Here is a 23,021-nt window from a genome sequence, read left to right on the forward strand (position 1 = left end):
TCCGTCCGAGCCACCCCCTCATCCGACCCTTCGGGCCACCTTCTCCCCGCGGGGGAGAAGGGGATGGAGCAACGTCGAACGCCATAGGCGATGGTCTCGCCGCTTGTGGGGAAAGGCCTTCCGGCCGCCTACGCCGCCACCCGCACTGCCGCCTCTTCCCGTATGCGGCGCACCATCGAGCGCAGGCCGTTGGCGCGCTGGGAGGAGAGGTGCTCGACGAGGCCGATGGCGTTGAAGGTGTCGATGGCGTCGAGGGCGGCGATCTCGGAGGCGCGCTTGCCGGAATAGATGGCGAGCACGATGGCGACGAGGCCGCGCACGATATGCGCGTCCGAATCGCCCTCGAAGGTCATCACCGGATCGGCGCCCGCACCGGCCTTGCTGACGAGCCAGACCTGGCTGGCGCAGCCCTGTACCTTGTTGGCGGCCGTGCGCTGTTCCTCCGGCAGGTCCGGCAGCGCCTTGCCGAGCTCGATGACGTAGCGGTAGCGGTCCTCCCACTCGTCGAGGAAGGCGAAGTCGTCGATGATCTCTTGCAGCGTGGCCATGGTTCTTCCGTGTGCGGGGACTGCCTTCATATAGGCGAGGCCGGCCGGAATTTGAACCGCAAAGCGTGCGGGCAAAAAGAAACGCCGCAGGGAACGGGTCCATGCGGCGGTTGCAGGGCAACGAGTGAGGCAGGCAGAAAATCGGGGCGGTATCAACCCTTGTGGTCGGGGCGGCGGGTCGGGATGGCGACGGTGCCGGTGATGACCTCGTCGTCGGCATCGATCGTGGCGACGGCCGGAAGCGGCTGGTCGAGGGCTTCCTTGGCGGCCGGATCGGCCTTGGCGACGGCGGTGCCCTCTTCGGCGAACTGGGTGTCGAGGAACTGATAGGCGATGCGGGCGCCTTCGCGGGCCCGGTGGCCGAGGGCGACGAAGGTCTCCGCGCCCTTCTCGCAGACGTCGGGCTTTTCCAGGCACATGGCGGTGACGTAATGCAGCGCTTCACTGGCGGCGGTGAACGTGTCGCCGATCTCGACCGCGGGGCCCTTCTCCAGCTTGGCGGAGGATTCCGCGTCCAGGAAGGGGAGCAGGACGAGAACCAGTGAGAACCAGAACGTTCCCTTGATCAGAAACCACATCGCTTGCCATCCTCGTTGTCGCCTCGGCTCTTTGCGGCCTTCGGCTCGTTTGGTCCTTGGCGAACCGTTGATGCGAGAATAGGGGCGGGAAGGAAATTCCCCTTTGCAGGAATCATTCGGGTTTTGCCCAGTTTTGATTAAAATGCGATCTATCGGCCCTCCGGCGGCACTTTAAACGCATTTGAGGCAGATTTTAGCGATCGCCGTTAAGGATCGTGGCGGGCCGCGCCGCGGCAAGGCGCCGGAATGCCGGGAGCGTCTCTTCCGGCCCCTTGCCCCAGAAGTTAATATGAACAGAAAAATGCCGCAAAATGAGGCGCTTACGCCCCGTTAACCACGCCGGACGAATGGCCGTTGGATTGCCCCGAAATGGGACTTTTGGGCCTTTTTGCCCCGCTTTCCGCCCCCGCCGTTTATTCTTTCCTTAAGTCGCCGATGCGATTTTGGGCGCACCAAAAGAAGATAAATGGCAGGGTATCGCGTTGCGCCAATTGACCACCATCGCTGACAGAATGGCAGCCCGCCTGGGCGCCGTTGCTGGCGTTGCTGGCGCGTCCGCTGCCGATCAGCGCCCGTCCGCGTCCCTGCGCGCCACCACGCTGGCGCTGCTGGCGGCCGTTCCCGGCCTGCCGCTCGTCCTTTCCGCCGTCATGCCCGCCTCCGCCGCGCTGCCGGCCGGCGTGGCGCTTGCCGGCGCCGGCGCGCTGCTGGCGGCCGCGGCCTCCTCCACCCTCGAGGCGAGGCCCGCGCCGCAGAAGACCTTCGCCGAGGAGCTGGCCGCCGCAACCCCGCCGGCCGCCTCGCCCTACGATCTCTTCGCCGGCCTCGTGACGCTGCACGATGCGCGCGGCTTCGTCACCGCCGTGCATGGCCGCGACCGCGCCGACATGCTCGCCTGGATGCGCGATCCTGCCGGCCGCGGCTATCTCGACCAGATCCATGTGTCCGACCGGCTCGGCTTCCTTGCCGCGATCGACCGCCTGCGCCAGGGCGGCACGCGCGAGACCGTCGAGATCCGCATCGACCGCCCGCGCACCGAGGCCGATGCCGAGCAGTTCACCCATATGCGCGTGGAGATGACGGCGCTTGCCGGCCCGGACGGCGCGCTTGCCGCCGTGGTCGCCCAGTCGCGCGACATGTCCGACGAGGCGAAGCTGCGCGGCGAGAGCGCGCGCAAGGCGGCCGAGGCCGAATCGGCCAACGACGCCAAGACGCGGTTCCTGGCCGCCGTCAGCCACGAGCTGCGCACGCCGCTGAACGCCATCCTCGGCTTTTCCGACATCCTCGCCGGCGAATATTTCGGCAGGCTGGAGAACGACCGGCAGCGCGAATATGTCACGCTGATCCACCAGTCGGGCTCGCATCTCCTGTCGGTCGTCAACACGATGCTCGACGTCTCGAAGATCGAGGCCGGCCGCTACGAGCTCCTGACCGAGCCGTTCCCCGTCGCCGACAGCGTCCGGGCCTGCGAGCAGATGCTCGGCCTCCAGGCGCGCGAGAAGGGCATCAAGCTGACGAGCCGCGTGCCGCGCGCCATTGGCGAGGCCATCGCCGACCAGCGGGCGATCCAGCAGGTGCTCATCAACCTCGTCGGCAATGCGATCAAGTTCACCGACCGCGGCGGCATCGTCACCATCGATGCGGCGCGCGAGGGGCGGGACCTCGTCCTGACCGTCAGCGACACCGGCATCGGCATTCCCGCCGACAAGCTGGCGCTGATCGGCCAGCCCTTCATGCAGGTGCAGAACGAATATACCCGCAAATACGAGGGCACCGGCCTCGGCCTGTCGCTGGTCAAGGGGCTCGTGGCGCTGCATGGCGGCAGCTTCGTCATCCAGAGCCGGCCGGGCGAGGGCACGGTCATCACCGTGCGCGTGCCGGCGGACGGCTCCGGCGTCGCGCCGGACAGCGAGCTGCGGCCCGGCTGCGCGCCCAACGCCGCATCCACCGTCGAATTCCCGCCGCGCCTTGCGGCCGTGGTCGAGACCGTTTACGAGCCGTCGCAGGATGGCAAGGACACGAACGATGAACGCGCACGTCAGAAGACAGCCTGAGCGGCGGCCCCAGGGCCAGGCCCGCAAGGGCCGGTCCGGCACCCGCGTGGAGCCGCGCCGGCCGAATATCGTGATCGCCGGGCTGATGGCGCTCGGCCGCCTTGCCGCGCGCCATCCGACCGCGCTCGGCGGCACCTGCGCCTTCGTCGTGGTCTTCTCCTTCGTCGCCGCCAATGCGCTGTGGTACCAGCCGGGTGGCCACCCGGCGCCCTTCCTGAAGATGCGCTCGGCCGACAATTCCCTCGGCTTCACCGCCACGAAGCCCGAGCCGCATGACGTGACGACCTTCGTCATCGAGCGCATGGAGGAGGGCGAGCCCCTGCCCGAGGTCACCGACGTGACGCCGGCCGAGCGGCCCTTCGACGAGGTGGCCAAGGTCATCGAGGGCAAGCCGGCCAGGACACAGGCGGCCGTCGAGGAGGACCCGGTCGCGGCCGCCATCCTGCAGGCCGAGGCCGATCCGGCGGTGACCTCCGCCGTCGCGCGGCCGGTGCCGAGCGAACTGGTGATGAAGATTCAGAAGGGCCTCAGCAACATCGCCTATACGGATATCGCCGTCGACGGGCTGATCGGCGAGAAGACCCGCACGGCGATCCGCCATTTCGAAAAGCACTATCGCCTGCCGGTCACCGGCGAGCCGAACGAGCAGGTGCTCGCCAAGCTGAAGGACATCGGCGCGCTCTGAGGCGCGCCGTCCATGCGACGAAAGTCGTATGCCGCAACTGGCACATCTACCGGTTGTTTCTAAAGGATGCGTTAACCATGTCTGCCGGATGATCCTTCGATCATCTGGAGGATCGATGAACCATGTCCAACGCTGCCTTGCGTGAGACTGCGCATACCCGGGAAGAGGACGAGGGGCGGGCGCCGGCCGATGGCGCGGCGTTGCGCCGGGTCGTCGGGGCGCTGGCCGTCGAGGCGTCGGATCTCGGCCTCCATCTCGTCGACATCGCCGGCTCCATCCAGGACACGGCCGCCCAGTCGCGCGAGCATGCGGCGCTCTTCACCCGGCTGACCCGGTCGGCGACCGCGATCGCCAGCGCCAACGGCGACATCGCCCGCGCGCTCGGCGAGACGGACCAGCTGGCCGCGAGCGCCCGCCAGGTGCTCGGCGAGCAGGCGGTGCAGCTCGACGGTTCGATTGCCGCGATCGACCACATGGTGACGGCCTCCAACGAGATCGGCACCGAAATCTCGGCCTTTTCCGGGGCGCTCGCCGATGTCGGCCGGCTGGCCGATGCCATCGGCACCATCGCCCGGCAGACGAACCTCCTGGCGCTCAACGCCGCCATCGAGGCGGCGCGTGCCGGCGAGGCGGGCAAGGGCTTCGCGGTGGTGGCGGCGGAGGTGCGGGCGCTGTCGCTCGAGACCTCCAGCACGACGGCCTCCATCCAGAAGACGCTGCAGGCGCTGCGCGCCCGCATCGACCGGCTGGAGGCGGCGGGCGAGGGCGCGCGCGTCTCCGCCGAGGGCGTCAAGGCGACGGCCTCGGCGGTGCAGGGCTCGTTTGCCGGCGTCGAGCAGGTGATGTCGAAGATCCTCGACAGCGCCTCGGCGCTTGCCGCGACGACGGGCGCGGTGGACCGGGAATGCAGCGACTTCGCGCGCGCGATCGGCGCGGCCTCGGCGGAGATCATCCGCTCGAACGAGGTGCTGCAGGGCGCCTCCGGCAAGGTCGGCGAGGTGGTGGCCATTTCCGAGCGCATCATCCAGGCGACGACGAGCGCGGGGATCGAGACGCCGGACAGCCCCTATATCCGCCTCGTGCAGCGGCTGGCCGGGGAGGTCTCGGCGCGCTTCTCGGCGGCCGTCGGCAGCGGCGAGATGGGCATGGAGGCGCTGTTCGACCGGCAGTACCGGCCGATCCCGGGCACCGATCCGGTGCAGATGACGACGCGCTTCACCGATTTCACCGACCGCGTGCTGCCGGCGATCCAGGAGCCGGTTCTGGCCGCGGACGCGCGCATCGCCTTCTGCGCGGCGATCGACGACCAGGGCTACCTGCCGACGCACAACCGCAAATTCTCCGAGCCGCAGCGGCCGGGCGATCCGGCCTGGAACACCGCCAACTGCCGCAACCGCCGGATCTTCGACGACCGGGTGGGACTGGCCGCCGGGCGCAGCACCGAACCCTTCCTCGTGCAGACCTATCGCCGGGACATGGGCGGCGGCCAGTTCGTGCTGATGAAGGACATCTCCGCCCCCATCACCGTCAACGGTCGCCACTGGGGCGGGCTCCGGCTGGCGATCCGGGTGTGAGGCGGGGTTTTTCCTGGCCGCGGTGACGGCGGTGCTGCGCCTCATCCCGCTGCCGCGACCTTCTCCCCGCTTGCGGGGAGAAGGGGAGGATGCAGTGTTTTCCCGGGTCCATCACGGTCATTGTTTGGGGAAACCGGTTCACCATCTTCCTTCGCCCCGCCTGCGGGGAGAAGGTCGCGGCAGCGGGATGAGGGGTCGCCAGGCTTCGCCATTGCCCGATCGCGCCGCGCCGTGTATGCCGCCGCCATGCGCCTTCGTTCCGATATCTTCGTGTCCGCCCTGATGCGCCGCGTCTTCGCCCGCGGCGATTTTGCGGCCATCGAGGTGAAGGGCGCGGAGGAGGCGGGGGCGGTGTTCGTGCGGCAGGTGTTCCGCGACGGGTCGGAAAGCCTCCATGCGCCGGCGCCGCAGAGTGTCTTCGAGGCGGAGGAGAGCGGGCTCAGGCGCTTCGAGACGCGGCTGGAGCGGGCAAGGGCGGAGGCGGTGGCCGATGCGCTCGCCCGGGAGCGGCGTTTCGATGGCGACCTCTGGGTGGTGTCGATAGAGACGGACGATCTTGGCGATCTCATCGACTTCGCCGGGGCCGAACCGAAGGACGACGGGTTCTTCCGGCGTTAACCCTGCCGACCGAAACCCGCAGCATCGATCCGGCCGGAACGGATTTCTGCCGGAAAGGCACCATAGCCAATCCGGCGGCAAGGCGTGGAGGCCCGCGTCGGGCGCCGCGCGGAAACAGGGAGATGGGCATTCTGCCGTTCGACGTGAAGCGGAAATGCTCCGGAATGTGGCAACGTCGATGATGGACGCCGGAAAGACATGAGCAAATACGACATTCTCACGGACCGGGCATCGACGCTCGTCGCCCGCGAGGCGGACAGCCAGTGGATCGTCGCGCCCGGCATTTCCATCGCCACGACGGGCCTTGCCGTCGATGCGGGCGGGGCCATTGCCGGCCGCACGCTTGTCGTCGACGGGACGATCCGGTCTTCGGCCGGAAATGCGGTCGTGCTCGGCGCGGGCACGCTCGGCAGCAATGCGGGAACCGTCGCGATCAAGCCGGACGGGGTGATCTCCGCCGCGCTGACCGGCCTTTCCGCCAGCGGCGGCGGGCTGGTCCTCTCCAACCAGGGCACGCTTTCGGGCGATGCGGCGGCCGGCAATTTCAGCGGCGCGGGCGCCAACATCACCAACCGCGGCTCGATGCTGTCCTCCGGCGGGACGGGGCTCAAGGTGACCGGCGGCGATGCGCTGGTGACGAACCACGGCACGGTGAAGAGCGCGGGCGATGCCGTCACGGTATCGGGCGCCAAGGCGATCATCACCAATTACGGCATGATCCAGTCGACGGCCGATGACGGCATCAGGAGCGCCGGCCGGGCGGCGATCGTGACCAACAGCGGCACGGTGGATGCGCAGCGCGACGGGCTGACCGTGACCGGTGCCGGCGCCATCGTCACCAACAACGGCAAGATCGTCTCGCGTGCCGACGAGGGCGTCGTGATCACTGGCGGCGGCGCGGTGATGGCCAACAACGGCACGATCACCGCGGCGAAGGACGGCGTGCGGCTCGACGGGGCGAAGGTCAATTTCGCCAATCACAAGACGATCACCGCGACGGCCGGCGAGGCCATCGATATCGGCGGCGCCCAGGCGCAGGTGACGAACAACGGCACGCTGAAGGGGGCTGCCGGCATCCTCAGCGACGGGGCCGGCGCGACGGTGACGAACAACGGCGCGATAACGGCGACGAAGGGCATCGCGGTGGCGCTGCTCGGCAAGGGGCTCAACACCTTTTCCAACAACGGCTCGCTGAAGGCGGAGGGCCTGGCGCTGAAGGGCGGCAGCGGCAGCGAGATCGTCACCAACAACGGCACGATCCGCGGCAATGTCGATCTCGGCGCGGGCAACGACACGTTCGACACGCGCGGCGGCAAGGTGACCGGCACCGTGGCGGGCGGCAAGGGGAACGATACCTATATCGTCGGCGATGCCCGCCTGAAGCTTGTCGAGAAGGCGGGCGGCGGCACCGACACGGTGCAGTCCACGGTCAGCTATACGCTCGGTGCGAATCTCGAAAAGCTGGTCCTGCTCGGCAAGGCCGGCATGAGCGGCACGGGCAACGAGCTCGCCAACGTGCTCATCGGCAACAGCGGCGGCAACACGCTCTCGGGCGGCGGCGGCAACGACATTCTCGACGGCGGCAAGGGCAATGACAGGCTGATCGGCGGCAGCGGGGCGGATGTCTTCCTGTTCGCCAAGGGCTCCGGGCGCGACACGGTGGCGGATTTCACGCCGGGCACGGACCGGGTCGACCTTTCCGGCCATGCCGACATTACCGGCTTTACCGACCTCATGGCGAACCATGCCGTTCAACGCGGCGACGACGTGGTGATCCGCGCCGGCAACGACATGCTGACGCTGGAGCATGTCACGCTCCGCGCGCTCGACAAGGGCGATTTCCTCTTCTGAGACCCTGTTCCCGCGGGAACATCACGGCGGCGTCCGGCATGGCAAAAGGGAGGCACGCAGGCATCGGCCTGCGTCGAACCCTCGGAGAAACGCCATGTTCATCGTGCTGCCCGCTCTTGCACTGCTGATTTCGGGAATGTTCGTCGTGACCACGCTCGCCGCGCTCTCGGCCGAGCGGAACGAAGGCGCGACGATTCGCGTACCGGCCAGGCGCCGGATTTTCTAATAGAAACGATCAGCCGGCGGCGCGGTGCCGTGCGGCTTCGGAGGACCTGTCGTGGTTATCCTGCCCATTCGACTTCGCGTCGTCGCCGTTGGCCGCCTTCGGCAGGCCATTGCCATTCGTGTAGCTGTCCGCCCGCTGCCAGCTTTCGACACGGTCGATCGCCTCGGCCGGGTCTAGCGCCGAAAGCAGCGCCGCAGCGCCCCCTTCGGCCAGATGGGGATAGATCTTCGTCAGCACGAACAGGCTGTCCGCGTCCGGAACGTCGAGCGCCAGCAGCGTCTCGGCGAGCTGCCGCCCGGACACATCGAGAAGGATGCGCTCGGACAGCCACTGGCTGGAACCGAGCGCGTCGGCGAGCGTGACGGCCAGCATGCCGGCCTCGCCCGCGCGGGCAAACCGCACGAACAGCGCCTGGTGGGCCTCCGTTGCCGGTTCGAGCCCGGGGGGCGCTTGGACGGCGGGCGTTGCGGCGCGCACCAGGGCGCGCAACTCCTCGCGGATCTGTTCTTCCCGCTCCAGCCTTGCCGCTTCCTTCAGCGACGCCTCGCGATCCTCGCCGGCCCTGCGGCTGGCATGGTCCTGATGGCTTGCGACCAGCGCCTCGACCACGGCGGGCGAGAGGTCGTCCCGCCGGCCGATGGCGCGGGCATGCTCCGGGCCGGCGGCGCGCAGCACGTGCATCAGCGTGTGCTCGGCAATGGCCTTCGAGCCCATGAGGAAGATGGCGGCGATGCCGATCGGCTGGGTGGCGATGAAGAGGGCGGTTTCGTCCGGCACCTGCGGGCAGCGCGAGAGCGCGGCGACGGCCTGCCGGCGGGCTTCCTCGGTGGAGGCGTTATAGAGCGGCTCGAAGAGCTCACCGAACTGGTGCAGGTCCGAGCGCGAGGGAAAACGCAGGCTCTCGAAGCTGGAGACCGTGGCCATCAGCACGATGTCCTTCGGCCGCCCTGCCTGCGGTCTCTCCAGTTCGCGAAACCTGTCCGCCACAAAACACCTGCTCAGTCCCCGGAACGGCAGCCCCCCGCCGCTTCCCAATCGTTCACGAAAAGTAGAGGAAAAGCGTTAGCAAGGCGTTAACCCTGCTCGCGCGGAAACCGCAATGTTTACAAGGCGGTGCCGCAAGGGTTGCGGCGGCAGGGCCGGCGGATGCGGACCGTATCGGCACAGGCCCCGCTCGCCCGGCGGGCGCTCCCGCCTGTACCGCAGGGAACAGCGAACACGCGCGCTTCACGCTAGTGTTAACAGCATGTTAACCCGATAGTCGCTAGTTTTAGGGGCAAGGATCGGCTCGTCTATTGCGATGGACGTGTTATGATTCGATCATGTGAGCGGTGGATCTGCCGAAAGGCACCCGCCGTTCCGCGAGGGAAAGGTGCGATGTTCCGGATGCCGGACGGTCGCCAGACACATTCCCGTGAATGGGAAACTTCTGGTCCCGTATCGCCGTTTTCCACCCGTATGCGACTGGGAAGACATCGATCTCATGTCGCGTCCGGGGGTGACGGAACCGGATGCACCGGCCCGTTGAAACGGGCAGGGTGAGATTGTAGGAGTGCTTCATCCGTCTCGATTCTTCTTTGGAGGCGAGAATGGCAGACGTGGTACGATTGAAGGAATGGCTCGCGCGAACGCCGCGCCGCGACACCCTGCGCCGGGAGGCTCCGGCCCAGGTTCTTCTTTTCACCGGCGTGAGATATGAACGCCTGACGCCCGCCATGCTGGCGGCCCGCGGCAAGGCGGCAAAGCAGGGCGCGCAGGACACCGCCCGCCGGCCCTGAAGCGTTTTTGATCGCCGCGCGCAGTGCGGCGACCTCTCCTCCGTCATGGTCGGGCTTGACCCGACCATCCACAGCAGCGCGTGCCGCGTGGACCCTCGGGTCAAAGCCCGAGGATGACGACGAAGGGAGAGGCGGAGTTGTCGTCAAGCAAGGCTCCTTTCGGAGCGATCCTTCCTATTGTTCCGCCGTGAAGGGCTCGCAGCTTGCATCCGCCAGAAAGGCGGTTGCCGCTTCCTCGCGGCTTTGCGTCGGCACGAAGGTGCGCAGCACGGCGTAGCCTTCCTCCCCGCGCATTTCCACGAGGATCGACTGTTCCAGCTCCGCCGGCACGGCCTTGCGGATGCCGATGAGCTGGATGGGCGTGGCGACCAGCGTGTCGAGCGCGCCGCTGACCGAGGTGCGGTCGTTCATGCTGAACACCTCGTTGGACGCGCTGTCATAGACGGCGAGCGACCAGAACGGTACCTCGCCCTCGGCAAACAGCCGGATCGGGCCGTTCTCCACGGAAAAGGCGCAGACCGCCGTCTTCATCGCCGGGTCGTCGTTTATCGGCACCAGCGTATCGCCGGCATCGGCCAGGGGGAAGAAGCGGTTCGTCTCGCCGAAGGCCTGCACGCGCGTATAGGCGTCACGGCCGGTGAAACTCGGCAGCGAGAGGATGATGACGATGTGCAGCAGCGCCGCGCCGACAAGGCCGACGGCGATGGCATAGAGGAAGCTACGCATCGGCACAGTCCAGCCTGACGATGCCGGGCATGGCAAGGTCGATGACGCCGGAGCTGCCGGCGGTCGGCGTGTCGAGCAGCGTCATGACCAGCAGGAACGGCGCCCTGCCTTCCGGCACGGCCAGCCAGTTGCCGGGCGTCGCCGAAGAGGCGATGCGGATGGAGAAATTGCTGTCGGTGCCGCGCAGCACCGACCAGGCATTGAGGCCCGTCGGCAGGCCGGCGCGGGCGCCCTCCAGCGGATTGCCGTTACGGTCCGCCGCATGCAGCGTCCACAGGCGGGCGGGGGGCGTGATGCCGCGGATCTCGTAGCGGCAGTTTTCCACGAGCGTGCGGTTCGCGCTGTCCGTGGCGGCGGTGAAGGTGAGGCCTTCCGCGCCGCCGAGCAGCAGCTTGCCGTCGCGGGCGCGGTGGGCCTTGGCGTAGGGGTCGGCGTCGATCGTCTGGGCGGTCGGGAAGGCGGTCCAGGGCCCGAGCGCGATGGCGCCGAAGCCGACTGTCGCGCGCAGCGCATAGATCGAGCTCAGGATGCCGAGGCCGAAGGCGACGGCGAGCGCTGTGGCGATGACGAGGGGCGTACGGAGCAAGGCGATCGACCGTTGGAATCAGGTTGCCGTCACTCTGTCCGCTTCGCGCGAGCAAGGTCAAGCGCCCCGTCGAGCGCGGCGACCCGGCCATCGGCCTTCAGCGCCGGCGCCGCGCCGAGCTCGCGGGCGACGTCCTTTAAGAGCTTCGTCACGTCCGCCGAGAGCGAGCGCGGGCGCACGAGCGCGGGCAGCGCGCTCTCGTCGCTCGATGTCGCGGCCACCTCGTTCGCCTTCTTGCCGTCGGGCAGGGGGTTCTCGATGCCGGGGATGGGGCGCAGCTCGATGCCCTGGTGGGCATAGTCCATCAGGCGCTTGAAGGTCATGGCAGGCAGCGAGCCGCCGGTCATGTTGTTGGTCGAGGTATAGTCGTCGTTGCCGAACCAGACGGCGGTCGTGTAGTTGCCGGTGAAGCCGACATACCAGGCGTCGCGATAGGCCTGGGTGGTGCCCGTCTTGCCGCCCGACACGATGCCGCGGTCGAGCGCGCCGCGCCGCGCCGTGCCGCTCACCGGGATGGTGACGAGGATGCGGTTCATCGAGGACATGGCCTGCTCGGACAGCACCTCCTTCGCCGGCGGCTCGTCGCGGCCGAAATCGTAGAGGATGTCGCCGTCGTAGTTGAGGATCTGGCTGATGCCGTGGCGGCGCGCCGAGACGCCGCCGGCGGGGAAGACGGCATAGGCCGTCGCCTGGTCGAGCACGGTGACCTCGGAGGTGCCGAGCGGCATGGTCTTGTCGGTGCGGATCGGCGTCTCGACGCCCATGGCCTTGGCCATCTCGGCGATGCGCTTGGTGCCGAGCTTGTCCTTGGCGAGGCGAACGGGCACGGTGTTGATGGACTTGGCGAGCGCCGTCATCAGCGTCATGCGGCCGGCATAGCTGCGGCCGTAGTTCTGCGGCGACCAGCCGCTCCAGCTGATCGGCGCGTCGACGATGGTCGTCTCCGGCGTCATGCCGGATTCCATCGCGGCCGAATAGGTATAGACCTTGAAGGAGGAGCCCGGCTGGCGCAGCGCGCGCGTGGCGCGGTTGAACTGGCTTTCGCCATAGTCGCGCCCGCCGACCATGGCGCGCACGGCGCCGCCGTTCTCCACCATGACCAGCGCGCCCTGCCGGACGCGATAGCTCTCGCCGTACTGGCGAAGGCTGCTTTCCACCGCCTCCTCGGCGGCGGCCTGCAGGCCCATGTCGATGGTCGTGCGCACGACGAGGGAATGCTGGGCGAAGGGCCTGGCGATGCGCTGCACCTCCTCGAAGGCCCAGTCGAGGAAGAAGTCGGGCGCCGCCTTCTCGTTGCGGTCGATGACGGTGGCGGGGTTGCGCCGCGCGGCGATCACCTGGCCCTCGGTCATCAGCCCGCCCTGCACGAGGTTGGTCAGCACCTCGTTGGCGCGGGCGCGGGCGGCGGGCAGGTTGACGTGCGGGGCGTAGCGGGCGGGGGCCTTGAAGAGGCCGGCGAGCATGGCGGATTCGGCAAGGTTCACGTCGGTGACGTTCTTGCCGAAATAGAACTGCGCCGCCGCGGCCGCGCCGAACGTGCCGCCGCCCATATAGGCGCGGTCGAGATAGAGGCGCAGGATCTCCTTCTTGGAGAGGTTGGCTTCCAGCCAGAGGGCGAGGAAGGCCTCCTTGATCTTGCGCTCGATGGTGCGCTCGTTGGACAGGAACAGGTTCTTGGCGAGCTGCTGGGTGAGCGTCGAGCCGCCCTGCACGACGCCACCGGCCCGGGCGTTCTCGTTCATGGCGCGGGCAAGGCCGAGGAAATCGATGCCGAAATGGCTGAAGAAACGGCGATCCTCCGTCGCCAGCACCGCCTTGATCAGGTGGTCGGGCAGTTCGTCGATCGGCGCGGAATCCTCGTGGATGATGCCGCGATGGCCGATCTCGTTGCCGTAGCGATCGAGGAAGGTGACGGCGAAATCGCTCTGGGCGCGCCAGTTGCCCTTGGTCTCCTCGAAGGCGGGGAGCGCGAGGGCGAGCAGCAGCACGAAGCCGGCAGTGCCGAGGTTCATGCCCTCGCCGGCGACCTCGAAGACCGCCTTCTTCCAGCCTTTGACGTGGAAGCGGCGGGAGAAGATGGTGATCTCCTCCCAGATCTCGGCCGCGCGAAAACCGGCGTTCCAGACCGTGGAATCGATCCAGGAATCGATGCGCAGGAGGATGTGCCGCTTGCGGCGGCGGGGTTTTGTCGGCGTCTGGCTGTCGTCTTCCACGGTTCGCATACCTTTGGCGGGGGCGGGTCGCAGCCTGCCTGCGTTGGGTTAACGTCCTCTCACCACCGGTTTATTCAGTGAGGATATCAGTCTTTTGAAGGCAACAGAACGGATTTCGCCGATTGGTCCTGGCAGCCGGCCCCTTGACCTTTGCGCCCAAGGGGTTCAGGGGTCGGAGATGACGATCAACAGTGCCGAAAAGCCGGACGACCTGCCGTTCTGGAAGACCAAGACCCTCGCCGAGATGACCGATCCGGAATGGGAGAGCCTGTGCGACGGCTGCGGGCTCTGTTGCCTCAACAAGCTGGAGGACTGGGACACGGGCGAGATCGCCTGGACCTCGATCCGCTGCGTGCTGCTCGACGGGGAAAGCTGTCGGTGCTCCGACTACGAGAACCGGCAGGCGACCGTGCCGGACTGCATCCGCCTGACGGTGGAGAGCGTGGAAAAGATCTCCTGGCTGCCGCCGACCTGCGGCTATCGCCTCATCCGCGACGGCGAGGACCTCTACTGGTGGCATCCGCTGGTGTCCGGCGATCCCGACACCGTGCACCAGGCCGGCATTTCCGCGCGCGACCGCACGGTGAGCGAGGAGGGCCTCGATGTCGACGACTACGAGGACTATCTGGTGACCTGGCCGCTGGAAGTGGGAAAGGGCAAGTAGCGGCGCTTCAGGGGAGGCTTGCCGCGACGAGCTTCTTCGGCGCCACGTTGCGCCAGGCGGTATCGATGAGTTCGCGCACCCGCGCGGCGTCCGCGCCGTCGAAATAAAGCGACGTCCAGCCCTTCGACCCCCAGCCGCCCGGTACCGGCGCGCACAGGCCCGGATCGGTCTCCAGGACCAGCGCCTGCTGGTCCGGCGTGAACTTCAGGACGGCCCGGCCGGCGTCCGGCAGGGTCATGAAGACCTTCTCGCCCACCCGGAAGTCGCGCTTGCCGAAATGAGCACTTTCCCGCGCCCCCGGCATGCCGAGCGCAATGGTCACGAGATCGTCGGATATCATGGGCGAAAGGTAGCACCCTTTCCTGCGGCCGAAAAGTTTTTGCAGAAGATAGGAAAATAGTCCTTGACGGCGTCACGGTCGTCTGGTAGGGTCATGGCATAGTCGGAAAGGTGCGGGCGGAGGGAGCCGACCCGGTTTTCCCGGAGACCGGGACAGGGGCGGCCTTCGCCCGCGGCCGGCTTTCCGCATCTGGACGCAGGAATTTATTGACAGGCGCTCGTTCCCTTCGGACCGGGCGCCTTTTCATTTGGAGGACCGAGAATGGATGCGATCGATCTCGATCTTTTCGGCGTCTCGCCGGCGCCGGCGGTCTATGACGGGCTGGCGGGGCGGCCGGCGCTCTTCGAGGGCGGCGCGGCGCCGCTGCTCGACATCAAGGCGCAGGCGCCGCTCGATCCGTTTCTCGACATGCAGGCGATGCTTCTGGAGATGACCAAGGAACTGCGCGAGCGCTTCCAGCGCTTCCAGAGCCAGAAGGCGCTGGCCGAGGAGGATGCGGATGGCGCACAGGACGAGGTTTTCCGCAAGCAGGCACAGGCGGACGCCAAGGCGGCCATCGAGGCCGTCTCGCTGATCGTGCGCACGCTGGAGAAGATCGACAGCCTGCAGCGCACGCTTCTCAATGCACGGGCTGAGGCGGACGCGGCCGCCGACGGCGCCGAGGACGAGGCGGCGCTGGCGGCGGAGTTCGACCGGCTTGTCGAGGACCGCGTGAAGGAACGGCTGAATGCGGCGAAGGAAGACTGGATGCGCGGGCTCGGGCCTGGCGGCGATGCTGCCGCGCGCGCGGAAAGCGGGCCGTAGAGAGCGGCGCGCCTGCCGGGCGATCGGGAAGACAATCGATGCGGATATGCGGACGGCGGCTGCGGGCTTGAGGATGATCGAGGAAGAACGGGGGCGGACGGCGTTTAGCGTTGAAGCGGATGCGCTGGAGGCGGGGATTTTGGGGCGGAGGAGCGGTGAAGCCTGCCTCTCGTCTGAGGCTTGCCCCTCATCCCCCTGCCGGGACCTTCTCCCCGCAGGCGGGGAGAAGGGGATGAGGCCCGGGTTTCCTTCCCATCGGGAGCAAGAGGACTGGAACAATCGAGCGCCTGTTCCCCCTTCTCCCCGCAGCCAAGGAGAAGGTCCCGGCAGGGGGATGAGGGGCCAGGCCGAAGGAATCGAGCCTGCCCGCACGACACCGATAACGCCGACCAGCCTGCGCCAGATGCGCGGCTGGCACTTCCACCACCGCCTTGCCCAGATGCCGCCCGCCGGCGACTGGCGGGTGTGGCTGCTGATGGGCGGGCGCGGCTCGGGCAAGACGCGGGCGGGCGCCGAATGGGTGCATGCGATCGCCAGCCTGAAGGCGGACCTGCGCATCGCGCTGGTGGCCGAGACGCTGGGCGATGCGCGCGAGGTGATGATCGACGGCGTATCGGGCATCTGCCGGATCGCCGGGCGGGCACGGCCGGACTTCGAGGCCTCGCGCCGCCGGCTCGTCTGGCCGAACGGCTCGATCGCGCAGATCTTTTCCTCCGAGGACCCGGAGAGCCTGCGCGGGCCGCAGTTCCACCTCGCCTGGTGCGACGAGCTCGGCAAATGGAAACATGCGCAGGAGACCTGGGACATGCTGCAATTCGGCCTGCGTCTCGGGGACGATCCGCGCGTGCTGGTGACGACGACGCCCCGGCCGGTGCCGCTCTTGCGGGCGCTGGCGGGCGATCCGAAGACCGCGGTGCGGCGCATCCGCACCGACGACAATGCCGGCAACCTCGCGCCGGGCTTCCTTGCGGCGATGGCCGAGCGCTACGGCGGCACGCGGCTGGGGCGGCAGGAGCTGGACGGCGAGCTGATCGCCGACCGCGAGGACGCGCTGTGGAACCGGGCGCGGCTGGAGGGGATCCGCCAGCGCAATCCCGGGCCGCTCTCGCGCATCGTCGTGGCGGTCGATCCGCCGGCGACGGCCTCGGCGGCCTCCGTCTGCGGCATCGTCGTGGCGGGGCTGGACGGGGCGGGGCGGGCGGTGGTGCTCGCCGACTGCTCGGTGACGGGCGCAAGCCCGGCGGGCTGGGCGGGCGCCGTGGTGCGCGCCTTCCGGCGCTTCGACGCGGACCGGGTGGTCGCCGAGGTGAACCAGGGCGGCGACATGGTGACGGCGATGCTGAAAAGCGTCGACGTGAACCTGCCGGTCGCGACCGTGCGGGCGACGCGCGGAAAATTCCTGCGCGCCGAGCCGGTGGCGGCGCTCTACGAGCAGGGGCGGGTGGTCCATGCGGCCGCCTTTGCCGAGCTGGAGGACCAGATGTGCGATTTCGGGCCGGACGGGCTCTCCTCCGGCCGCTCGCCGGACCGGCTCGACGCGCTGGTCTGGGCGCTGACGGCGCTGGTGCTGGAGCGGGCGGGCGAACCGCGGGTTAGGGGGATTTGAGATGACGATCGATCGCAAGGCGTTTTTCGATGCGGTGCGCGGCACGCTGTATGGCGGCCGGCTGGCGGGAGCGCAGGTCGCGGGGCTGGCGGCGCTGCTCGACCGCTTCGAGCGCGGCGAGGTCGAGGACCGGCGTTTCCTCGCCTACATGCTGGCGACGGCCCATCACGAGACGGGCGGGCGCCTGCAGCCGGTGCGCGAGACCTTCGCGGCGACGGATGCGGCGGCGATCGCCCGGCTCGACCGGGCCTTCGCGGCCGGACGGCTGCCGCAGGTTTCCGCGCCCTACTGGCGGCGCGATGAGGCGGGGAAGAGCTGGCTCGGGCGCGGGCTCGTGCAGATCACCCACCGGCGCAACTATGCGCGGCTGGCCGGGCTGACGGGCATCGATCTCGTCGGCCGGCCGGAGCTTGCGATGGAGATGGCGGTGTCGGTCGAGATCCTGTTCACCGGGATGCTGCGCGGCGCCTTCACCGGGCGGCGGCTGGCCGACCATTTCTCCGGCACGCGGGCCGACTGGGTCGGCGCGCGGCGGATCATCAACGGGCTCGACCGGGCGGAAAAGGTGGCGGGCTACGGGCGGGCGTTTTTCGCCGCGCTGGGCGGGTAGCGGGCGGCGTGCCGTGCGGGTGGATCCTCGGGTCGAGCCCGAGGATGACGACGGAAGAGATGTAGAAGGGCCACCGCACCGGATCCGCATGCCGCATCGTTCCATGGGATGGAAACCCGATCCTCCCCTCCGTCATCCTCGGGCTCGACCCGAGGATCCACCCGCACGGCACACCGCCCGGACCATCGGCGAATCGACACAATCGGAGGGCACCATGAAATTACCATCCTTCCTCTCCCGGCAGCGCCGGGCGGCCGAGACCAAGGCGTCGGGCTTCTTCGCGCTGACGGCCGAGGGGCGGGCGCACTGGTCGTCCCGCTCCTATGCCTCGCTGTCGCGCGAGGGGTTCATGAAGAACCCGGTGGCGCACCGTGCGGTGCGCATGATCGCGGAAGCGGCGGCCTCCGTGCCCTGGCTTGCCTATCAGGGCGAGGCGGAGCGGCCGGACGACCCCTTGCTTTCGCTCTTGTCGCGGCCGAACGGGCGCCAGGCGGGCGCGGATTTCTTCGAGACGCTCTACGGGCATCTCCTGCTTTCCGGCAATGCCTTCGTGGAGGGCGTTCGGGTGGGCGACGACCTCCGCGAACTCCATCTGTTGAGGCCCGACCGGGTGCGCATCGTCGAGGGGCGGGACGGCTGGGCGGAGGCCTATGAATATCGCGTCGGCGGCCATGTGCGCCGGCACCCCGCGGGCGAGGGGCAGGCGATCCTGCATCTGCGCCTCTTTCATCCGCTCGACGACCAGCTCGGTTTCGCGCCGCTGGAGGCGGCGTCCATGGCGCTCGACCTCTCCAACGCGGCCGCCATCTGGAACAAGGCGCTGCTCGACAATTCGGCGCGGCCCTCCGGCGCGCTGGTCTACCAGCCGAAGGAGGGCGGCAACCTGACGCCCGACCAGTACGGCCGGCTGAAATCGGAGCTGGAGGAGGGCTATTCCGGACCGGCGCGGGCCGGGCGGCCGATGCTGCTGGAAGGCGGGCTCGACTGGAAGGCGATGGGGCTTTCCCCGCGCGAGATGGATTTCGTCGAGGCGAAGAACGGCGCGGCGCGCGACATCGCGCTCGCCTTCGGCGTGCCGCCGATGCTGATCGGCATTCCGGGTGATGCCACCTATGCCAACTACCAGGAGGCCAACCGGGCCTTCTGGCGGCTCACCGTGCTGCCGCTGGTGCAGCGCACGGCGGCGGCCTTCGCGGGGTGGTTTTCCGAAGGGTCGGATGACGGGCTGCGGCTGGTGCCGGATCTCGACCAGGTGAGCGGGCTGGCGGACGAGCGCTCGGAACTCTGGGCCCGGGTGGGCGCGGCGGGGTTTTTGACGGACGAGGAGAAGCGGCGGGCGGTGGGGTATTGAGGGGGAGCGGGGATGCTTGCCCCTCATCCCGCTGCCGGCCACCTTCTCCCCGCAAGCGGGGCGAAGGCGATATGCCGCGTCGGTTTCCCCGGCCAATGACCATTCGTGAGGCAAGTTCCCTCTCCCCGCTTGCGGGGAGAGGGCTAGGGTGAGGGGCCGGGATTGCTGCTTTCTCCAGGAAAATTAACTGGTTGCGCTGCACATGCGAATCACTTTGCAGAGTGCCGCACCCGACTTGTGAAAACCTTGAATCGGTTTTCCAGCAAAGCGCCGCAAGGGATTCAAAAGACTCGCTGATCGGCCCGGCTTCCTTGGCGGAAAGCCGGCGCTTTCGGCCGCGTGCGGCCCGCTGTCCCGGATTTCCATAATAATCTGAAAGGCTTAACAATGGCTGACTTCGGAAACGACAGCGGGCTTTGGACGGCCCGGCTGATCGGCGCGTCGGCGGGCGCGGCCGTCTCGCTCATCTATCTCCTGCCCAGGAGCCGCCGGGAGGCGGCGTGCCGGTTCCTCACGGGGCTTGCCTGCGGCCTCGTCTTCGGCGGGCCGGCCGGGCTGTGGATCGCGGTGCGGCTCGGCATTGCCGGCTATCTCGGGCCGGCGGAGATGCTCCTGACCGGCTCGGCGGCGGCCAGCCTTTCGGCCTGGTGGGGGCTGGGGGTGCTGGCGCGGCTGGCGGAGCGGATGCGGGAATAGGCGGTAGGCAATAGCCAATAGGCGGTAGGGAATAGGGAATTGGTGGTTGGGGCTGCGCTGCGCCGATCCCCACTGCCTACTGCCTATTGGCTACCGCCTATTCCCCTTCACATCATCGGAGAAGACCATGATCACCGACGACCTGCCGGTCTGGCGGACGAAGAAATATGCCGATCTGACGCTTGCGGGCGTTTCCGGCGACGGGGCGTTTTCCGGCTATGCGAGCCTCTTCGGCGAGGTGGACCTTGGCAAGGACGCGATCGCGCCGGGCGCCTTTTCCCGCTCGCTGGAAAAGCGCGGGGCCTCCGGCGTGCGCATGCTGTTCCAGCACGATCCGGCCGAGCCGCTCGGGCGCTGGCGGACGATCCGCGAGGACGGGCGCGGGCTCTATGTCGAGGGCGTGCTTTCGCCCGGCGTGGCGCGGGCCCGCGAGGTGCTGAACCTCATGAAGTCGGGCGCGCTCGACGGGCTTTCCATCGGCTTCCAGACCGTGCGCTCGAAGACCGACCGGACGAGCGGCGTGCGCCGCATCCTGGAGGCCGACCTCTGGGAGATCTCGATCGTCACCTTTCCCATGCTGCCCTCGGCGCGGGTGTCGAACGTGAAGAATGCGCGGTGGTTCCGCGACCGGGAGACCGAGCTCGTGCGCCTCATGCGCCGGGCGGCCCGGATGATGAAACGCTAGGCTTTTGTTTTACCCGACACCGAAGCGGTTTCGCTTCGGCTGGAAATGCCAACCGAAGAAGAGGAAGACAGCATGGAGAGCCACAAGACCGCGCCGGAAATCAAGGCCGTGCCGGAAACGATGACCGCCGCCTTCGACGATTTCATGGAGGCCTTCGAGGCCTTCAAGGAGACGAACGACCGCCGGCTCGGCGAGATCGAGCAGAAGCTGACCGCCGACGTGGTGACGCGCGACAAGGTGGAGCGCATCAACCGCGCGGTGGACGAGCACAAGCGCGTCATCGACCAGCTCGCGCTGAAGAAGGCGCGCCCGGCGCTCGGCGGCAGCGAGGGCGGCTTCGAGGCGGGCGAGCACAAGGCGGCCTTCTCCGCCTATATGCGGCGCGGCGACGAGAGCGCGCTGCGGGCGCTGGAGGGCAAGGCCATGTCGGTCGGCTCGGCGGCGGACGGCGGCTATCTCGTGCCGCCGGAGACCGACACGCAGATCGGCCGCCGGCTTTCCGCCGTCTCGCCGATCCGGGCGCTTGCGACCGTGCGCCAGGTCTCCGGCACGGTGCTGAAGAAGCCGTTCGCGACGGGCGGCATGGCGGCGGGCTGGGTGGCGGAAACCGCCGCGCGGCCGCAGACGGGCAATGCGCAGCTCGCCGAACTCTCCTTCCCGACCATGGAGCTCTACGCCATGCCGGCGGCGACGGCCGCGCTGCTCGACGACGCGGCGGTGGACGTGGAGGGCTGGATCGCCTCCGAGATCGACATGGTCTTCGCCGAGCAGGAGGGCACCGCCTTCGTCTCCGGCGACGGCACCAACAAGCCGAAGGGCTTCCTCGGCTACACGGCCGTCGCCGACGCGAGCTGGAGCTGGGGCAATATCGGCTATATCGCGACGGGCGCGGCCGGGGCCTTCAAGGCCGCGAGCCCCTCCGACACGCTGTTCGACACGGTCTATTCGCTGAAGGCGGGGCACCGGCAGAACGGCACCTTCGTGATGAACCGCAAGACGCAAGGGCAGATCCGCAAGTTCAAGGATGCGGACGGCAACTATCTCTGGCGCCCGCCGGCCTCGGCGGGGCAGGCGGCCTCGCTGCTCGGCTTCGCCATCGCGGAGGCGGAGGACATGCCGGACGTGGCGGCCGACAGCTTCTCCATCGCCTTCGGCGACTTCCGCTCCGGCTACCTCGTCGTCGACCGCACGGGCGTGCGCGTGCTGCGCGATCCCTATTCGGCCAAGCCCTATGTGCTGTTCTACACGACCAAGCGCGTCGGCGGCGGGGTGCAGAATTTCGAGGCGATCAAGTTGGTGAAGTTCGCGGCGAGCTGAGCGACCCCGTCCATCAGCGCCGTCATGGTCGGGCTTGACCCGACCATCCACCCGCCGTCGCGCGGCTGTGGATCCTCGGGTCAAGCCCGAGGATGACGCAAAGTGTGCACCGGCGGCGTTCCCTGGCGCCGGTGCCGGCGGGCGCGGTTTCCTCCCGGCCGCGCCCGCATTCCTTATCTCCATCGCGAAGGACGATCATGACCATTGCGGAACTGTTGCCGCCGGCCGTGGAGCCGGTGACGCTTGCCGAGGCGAAGGCGCATCTGCGCCTCGATGCGGCCGACGAGGATGCGCTGCTTTCAGCGCTGGTCCGCGTGGCGCGCGAACATCTGGAGGCCGCGACGGGGCTTTGCCTGATCACGCGCCCCTTGCGCCTCTATCTCGACGACTGGCCCGAAACGCGGGTGATTCAGATTGCCAGGGGGCCGGTGCAAACCATTGAGACGGTGACGGTTTATGACGCCGCCGGACTGCCGGTCGCGGTCGATGCGAGTGGCTATCTGCTCGACGGCACGGCGCGGCCGGCCCGGCTGCTGCTTCCGGCGCGCCCGGCGAGCGGGCGGGCGCTCAACGGCATCGAGATCGATTTCACCGCCGGCTTCGGCGAGAGCGGCGCGGATGTGCCGGACGGGCTGAAGCGGGCGCTGCTCCTGCATGTGGCGGCCATGTTCGAGCTGCGCGGGGTGCTTTCGCCTCAGGACCAGCCGGGCACGGTGCCGGCGGGCTGCGACCGGCTGGTGGCGCCCTACCGGCTGCGGAGGCTGTGATGGCCAAGGCGAGGATCATCGATCCCGGCGCATTCTCCGCGCGGCTGACGCTGGAGGGGCCGGTCGAGACGCCGGACGGGCAGGGCGGCGTGGAGCGCGGCTTTGCGGCGCTGGCAACGCTCTGGGCGGCGATCGAGCCGGTGGCGGCGCGGGCGGACGAGGCGGCGGGCACGCTGCCGGTGACGGTGACGCACCGCATCTGGCTGCGGCGGCGGGGCGACCTTGCCGGCGGCATGCGGCTGCGCAAGGGTGCGCGGATCTTCGCCATCCGCGCCTTTCGCGATCCGGACGAGACGGGGCGCTACACGCTCTGCGACTGCGAGGAGATCCAGCCATGAGCGCGGCATCGGCCCTGCAGAAGGCGATCTTCGCCAGGCTTTCGGGCGATGCGGCGCTGACGGCGCTGGTCGGCGCGAACGGCATCACCGACCGGAGGCCCGACGGGCCGGCGGCGCCGCTGCTCGTGATCGCGGGCATCGACAGTATCGACCATTCGACGGCGAGCGAGACGGGCGAGGAACATGTGGTGACGCTGGAGGCCTGGTCCGAGGCGGCGGGGCACCGGCAGGTGCAGGCGATGGCCGCCGCCGTGCGCGCGGCGCTCGACGATGCGGCGCTGGTGCTGGCCGGGCACCATCTCGTCCTGCTCTTCCACCGCGACACGCGGCTTCGCCGCGACGGCAAGTCCCGCTTCCACCGCGCGGAAATGCGCTTCCGGGCGGTGACGGAGCCGCATGCCTGACA

At 68.6% G+C, this 23,021-nt stretch carries 25 protein-coding genes; 18 read left to right on the forward strand and 7 right to left on the reverse strand.

Annotated features, from left to right (window positions below):
- Nucleotides 1-128: 128 nt before the first annotated feature.
- Together AABF56_RS02970 and AABF56_RS02975 are read right to left on the reverse strand one after the other, a co-directional pair.
- Nucleotides 129-548, reverse strand: a complete 420-nt coding sequence (locus AABF56_RS02970) for a SufE family protein (protein ID WP_244769939.1) — start codon at nucleotides 546-548, stop codon at nucleotides 129-131.
- A 152-nt stretch (nucleotides 549-700) separates the two neighbouring features.
- Complete coding sequence (locus tag AABF56_RS02975; protein ID WP_272804867.1) at nucleotides 701-1,126, reverse strand: DUF5330 domain-containing protein; 426 nt, start codon at nucleotides 1,124-1,126, stop codon at nucleotides 701-703.
- A 512-nt stretch (nucleotides 1,127-1,638) separates the two neighbouring features.
- Between AABF56_RS02975 and AABF56_RS02980 the strand changes: the two genes are divergently transcribed.
- The 6 genes from AABF56_RS02980 (at nucleotide 1,639) to AABF56_RS03005 (ending at nucleotide 8,134) form a co-directional block, all read left to right on the forward strand.
- On the forward strand, nucleotides 1,639-3,180 hold the full coding sequence (locus tag AABF56_RS02980; protein WP_272804868.1) for a sensor histidine kinase: 1,542 nt from the start codon (nucleotides 1,639-1,641) through the stop codon (nucleotides 3,178-3,180).
- Nucleotides 3,152-3,865: a peptidoglycan-binding domain-containing protein gene (locus AABF56_RS02985; RefSeq protein ID WP_272804869.1), complete on the forward strand. Its 714-nt coding sequence runs from the start codon at nucleotides 3,152-3,154 to the stop codon at nucleotides 3,863-3,865. Before AABF56_RS02980 ends, AABF56_RS02985 begins: the two co-directional genes overlap by 29 nt.
- A gap of 122 nt (nucleotides 3,866-3,987) precedes the next feature.
- Entirely contained in the window at nucleotides 3,988-5,439 is a 1,452-nt protein-coding gene (locus tag AABF56_RS02990; protein WP_272804870.1) for a methyl-accepting chemotaxis protein, read from the forward strand.
- Between the two features lie 246 nt (nucleotides 5,440-5,685).
- The gene (locus AABF56_RS02995) at nucleotides 5,686-6,057 is read left to right on the forward strand and encodes a DUF1491 family protein (protein ID WP_272804871.1); all 372 of its coding nucleotides are present in this window, start codon (nucleotides 5,686-5,688) and stop codon (nucleotides 6,055-6,057) included.
- 198 nt (nucleotides 6,058-6,255) lie between these two features.
- The gene (locus tag AABF56_RS03000) at nucleotides 6,256-7,908 is read left to right on the forward strand and encodes a M10 family metallopeptidase C-terminal domain-containing protein (protein WP_272804872.1); all 1,653 of its coding nucleotides are present in this window, start codon (nucleotides 6,256-6,258) and stop codon (nucleotides 7,906-7,908) included.
- 94 nt (nucleotides 7,909-8,002) lie between these two features.
- Nucleotides 8,003-8,134 carry a hypothetical protein gene (locus AABF56_RS03005; RefSeq protein ID WP_256388502.1) on the forward strand — a complete coding sequence of 44 codons (132 nt, stop codon included), beginning with the start codon at nucleotides 8,003-8,005 and terminating at the stop codon, nucleotides 8,132-8,134.
- Nucleotides 8,135-8,143: 9 nt separating this feature from the next.
- On the opposite strand, the gene AABF56_RS03010 is transcribed toward AABF56_RS03005, so the two are convergent.
- On the reverse strand, nucleotides 8,144-9,121 hold the full coding sequence (locus AABF56_RS03010; RefSeq protein ID WP_272804873.1) for a DUF2336 domain-containing protein: 978 nt from the start codon (nucleotides 9,119-9,121) through the stop codon (nucleotides 8,144-8,146).
- A gap of 602 nt (nucleotides 9,122-9,723) precedes the next feature.
- Between AABF56_RS03010 and AABF56_RS03015 the strand changes: the two genes are divergently transcribed.
- Nucleotides 9,724-9,912 carry a hypothetical protein gene (locus AABF56_RS03015; RefSeq protein WP_272804874.1) on the forward strand — a complete coding sequence of 63 codons (189 nt, stop codon included), beginning with the start codon at nucleotides 9,724-9,726 and terminating at the stop codon, nucleotides 9,910-9,912.
- A 174-nt stretch (nucleotides 9,913-10,086) separates the two neighbouring features.
- Here the strand turns inward: AABF56_RS03015 and AABF56_RS03020 are convergent, their stop codons facing one another.
- Genes AABF56_RS03020 through AABF56_RS03030 form a run of 3 tightly spaced genes read right to left on the reverse strand, consistent with a single transcriptional unit; the run spans nucleotide 10,087 to nucleotide 13,437 of the window.
- Nucleotides 10,087-10,638, reverse strand: a complete 552-nt coding sequence (locus AABF56_RS03020; protein ID WP_272804875.1) for a DUF1254 domain-containing protein — start codon at nucleotides 10,636-10,638, stop codon at nucleotides 10,087-10,089.
- A complete protein-coding gene (locus AABF56_RS03025) occupies nucleotides 10,631-11,224 on the reverse strand; it encodes a DUF1214 domain-containing protein (RefSeq protein ID WP_272804876.1) in 594 nt (197 codons plus the stop codon). Before AABF56_RS03025 ends, AABF56_RS03020 begins: the two co-directional genes overlap by 8 nt.
- A gap of 29 nt (nucleotides 11,225-11,253) precedes the next feature.
- Nucleotides 11,254-13,437, reverse strand: coding sequence for a transglycosylase domain-containing protein (locus AABF56_RS03030; protein ID WP_443021090.1), 2,184 nt, complete (start codon nucleotides 13,435-13,437; stop codon nucleotides 11,254-11,256).
- A gap of 178 nt (nucleotides 13,438-13,615) precedes the next feature.
- On the opposite strand from AABF56_RS03030, the gene AABF56_RS03035 reads away from it, so the two are divergent.
- Entirely contained in the window at nucleotides 13,616-14,101 is a 486-nt protein-coding gene (locus AABF56_RS03035; RefSeq protein WP_272804878.1) for a YcgN family cysteine cluster protein, read from the forward strand.
- Nucleotides 14,102-14,108: 7 nt separating this feature from the next.
- Here AABF56_RS03035 and AABF56_RS03040 read toward each other — a convergent pair whose 3' ends face one another.
- On the reverse strand, nucleotides 14,109-14,441 hold the full coding sequence (locus tag AABF56_RS03040) for an MmcQ/YjbR family DNA-binding protein (protein ID WP_272804879.1): 333 nt from the start codon (nucleotides 14,439-14,441) through the stop codon (nucleotides 14,109-14,111).
- A gap of 261 nt (nucleotides 14,442-14,702) precedes the next feature.
- On the opposite strand from AABF56_RS03040, the gene AABF56_RS03045 reads away from it, so the two are divergent.
- The 10 genes from AABF56_RS03045 to AABF56_RS03090 all read left to right on the forward strand — a co-directional run bounded on the left by AABF56_RS03045 (nucleotide 14,703) and on the right by AABF56_RS03090 (nucleotide 23,019).
- Entirely contained in the window at nucleotides 14,703-15,245 is a 543-nt protein-coding gene (locus AABF56_RS03045) for a hypothetical protein (protein ID WP_244769953.1), read from the forward strand.
- Between the two features lie 403 nt (nucleotides 15,246-15,648).
- Complete coding sequence (locus AABF56_RS03050) at nucleotides 15,649-16,851, forward strand: DNA-packaging protein (RefSeq protein ID WP_272807426.1); 1,203 nt, start codon at nucleotides 15,649-15,651, stop codon at nucleotides 16,849-16,851.
- A gap of 1 nt (nucleotide 16,852) precedes the next feature.
- Nucleotides 16,853-17,461, forward strand: a complete 609-nt coding sequence (locus AABF56_RS03055) for a glycoside hydrolase family 19 protein (protein ID WP_272804880.1) — start codon at nucleotides 16,853-16,855, stop codon at nucleotides 17,459-17,461.
- 214 nt (nucleotides 17,462-17,675) lie between these two features.
- Complete coding sequence (locus AABF56_RS03060) at nucleotides 17,676-18,812, forward strand: phage portal protein (protein ID WP_272804881.1); 1,137 nt, start codon at nucleotides 17,676-17,678, stop codon at nucleotides 18,810-18,812.
- A gap of 387 nt (nucleotides 18,813-19,199) precedes the next feature.
- Nucleotides 19,200-19,508: a DUF6107 family protein gene (locus AABF56_RS03065; protein ID WP_244769956.1), complete on the forward strand. Its 309-nt coding sequence runs from the start codon at nucleotides 19,200-19,202 to the stop codon at nucleotides 19,506-19,508.
- 127 nt (nucleotides 19,509-19,635) lie between these two features.
- Complete coding sequence (locus AABF56_RS03070; RefSeq protein WP_272804882.1) at nucleotides 19,636-20,193, forward strand: HK97 family phage prohead protease; 558 nt, start codon at nucleotides 19,636-19,638, stop codon at nucleotides 20,191-20,193.
- Between the two features lie 72 nt (nucleotides 20,194-20,265).
- The gene (locus tag AABF56_RS03075) at nucleotides 20,266-21,510 is read left to right on the forward strand and encodes a phage major capsid protein (RefSeq protein ID WP_272804883.1); all 1,245 of its coding nucleotides are present in this window, start codon (nucleotides 20,266-20,268) and stop codon (nucleotides 21,508-21,510) included.
- 197 nt (nucleotides 21,511-21,707) lie between these two features.
- On the forward strand, nucleotides 21,708-22,277 hold the full coding sequence (locus AABF56_RS03080; protein WP_272804884.1) for a head-tail connector protein: 570 nt from the start codon (nucleotides 21,708-21,710) through the stop codon (nucleotides 22,275-22,277).
- Nucleotides 22,277-22,615, forward strand: a complete 339-nt coding sequence (locus tag AABF56_RS03085; RefSeq protein ID WP_272804885.1) for a phage head closure protein — start codon at nucleotides 22,277-22,279, stop codon at nucleotides 22,613-22,615. The genes AABF56_RS03080 and AABF56_RS03085 overlap by 1 nt, the downstream gene beginning before the upstream one ends.
- Entirely contained in the window at nucleotides 22,612-23,019 is a 408-nt protein-coding gene (locus AABF56_RS03090; RefSeq protein ID WP_272804886.1) for a DUF3168 domain-containing protein, read from the forward strand. The genes AABF56_RS03085 and AABF56_RS03090 overlap by 4 nt, the downstream gene beginning before the upstream one ends.
- The last annotated feature ends 2 nt before the right edge of the window (nucleotides 23,020-23,021 follow it).

The organism is Shinella sp. WSC3-e (assembly GCF_945994535.1).
Lineage (GTDB): Bacteria > Pseudomonadota > Alphaproteobacteria > Rhizobiales > Rhizobiaceae > Shinella > Shinella yambaruensis.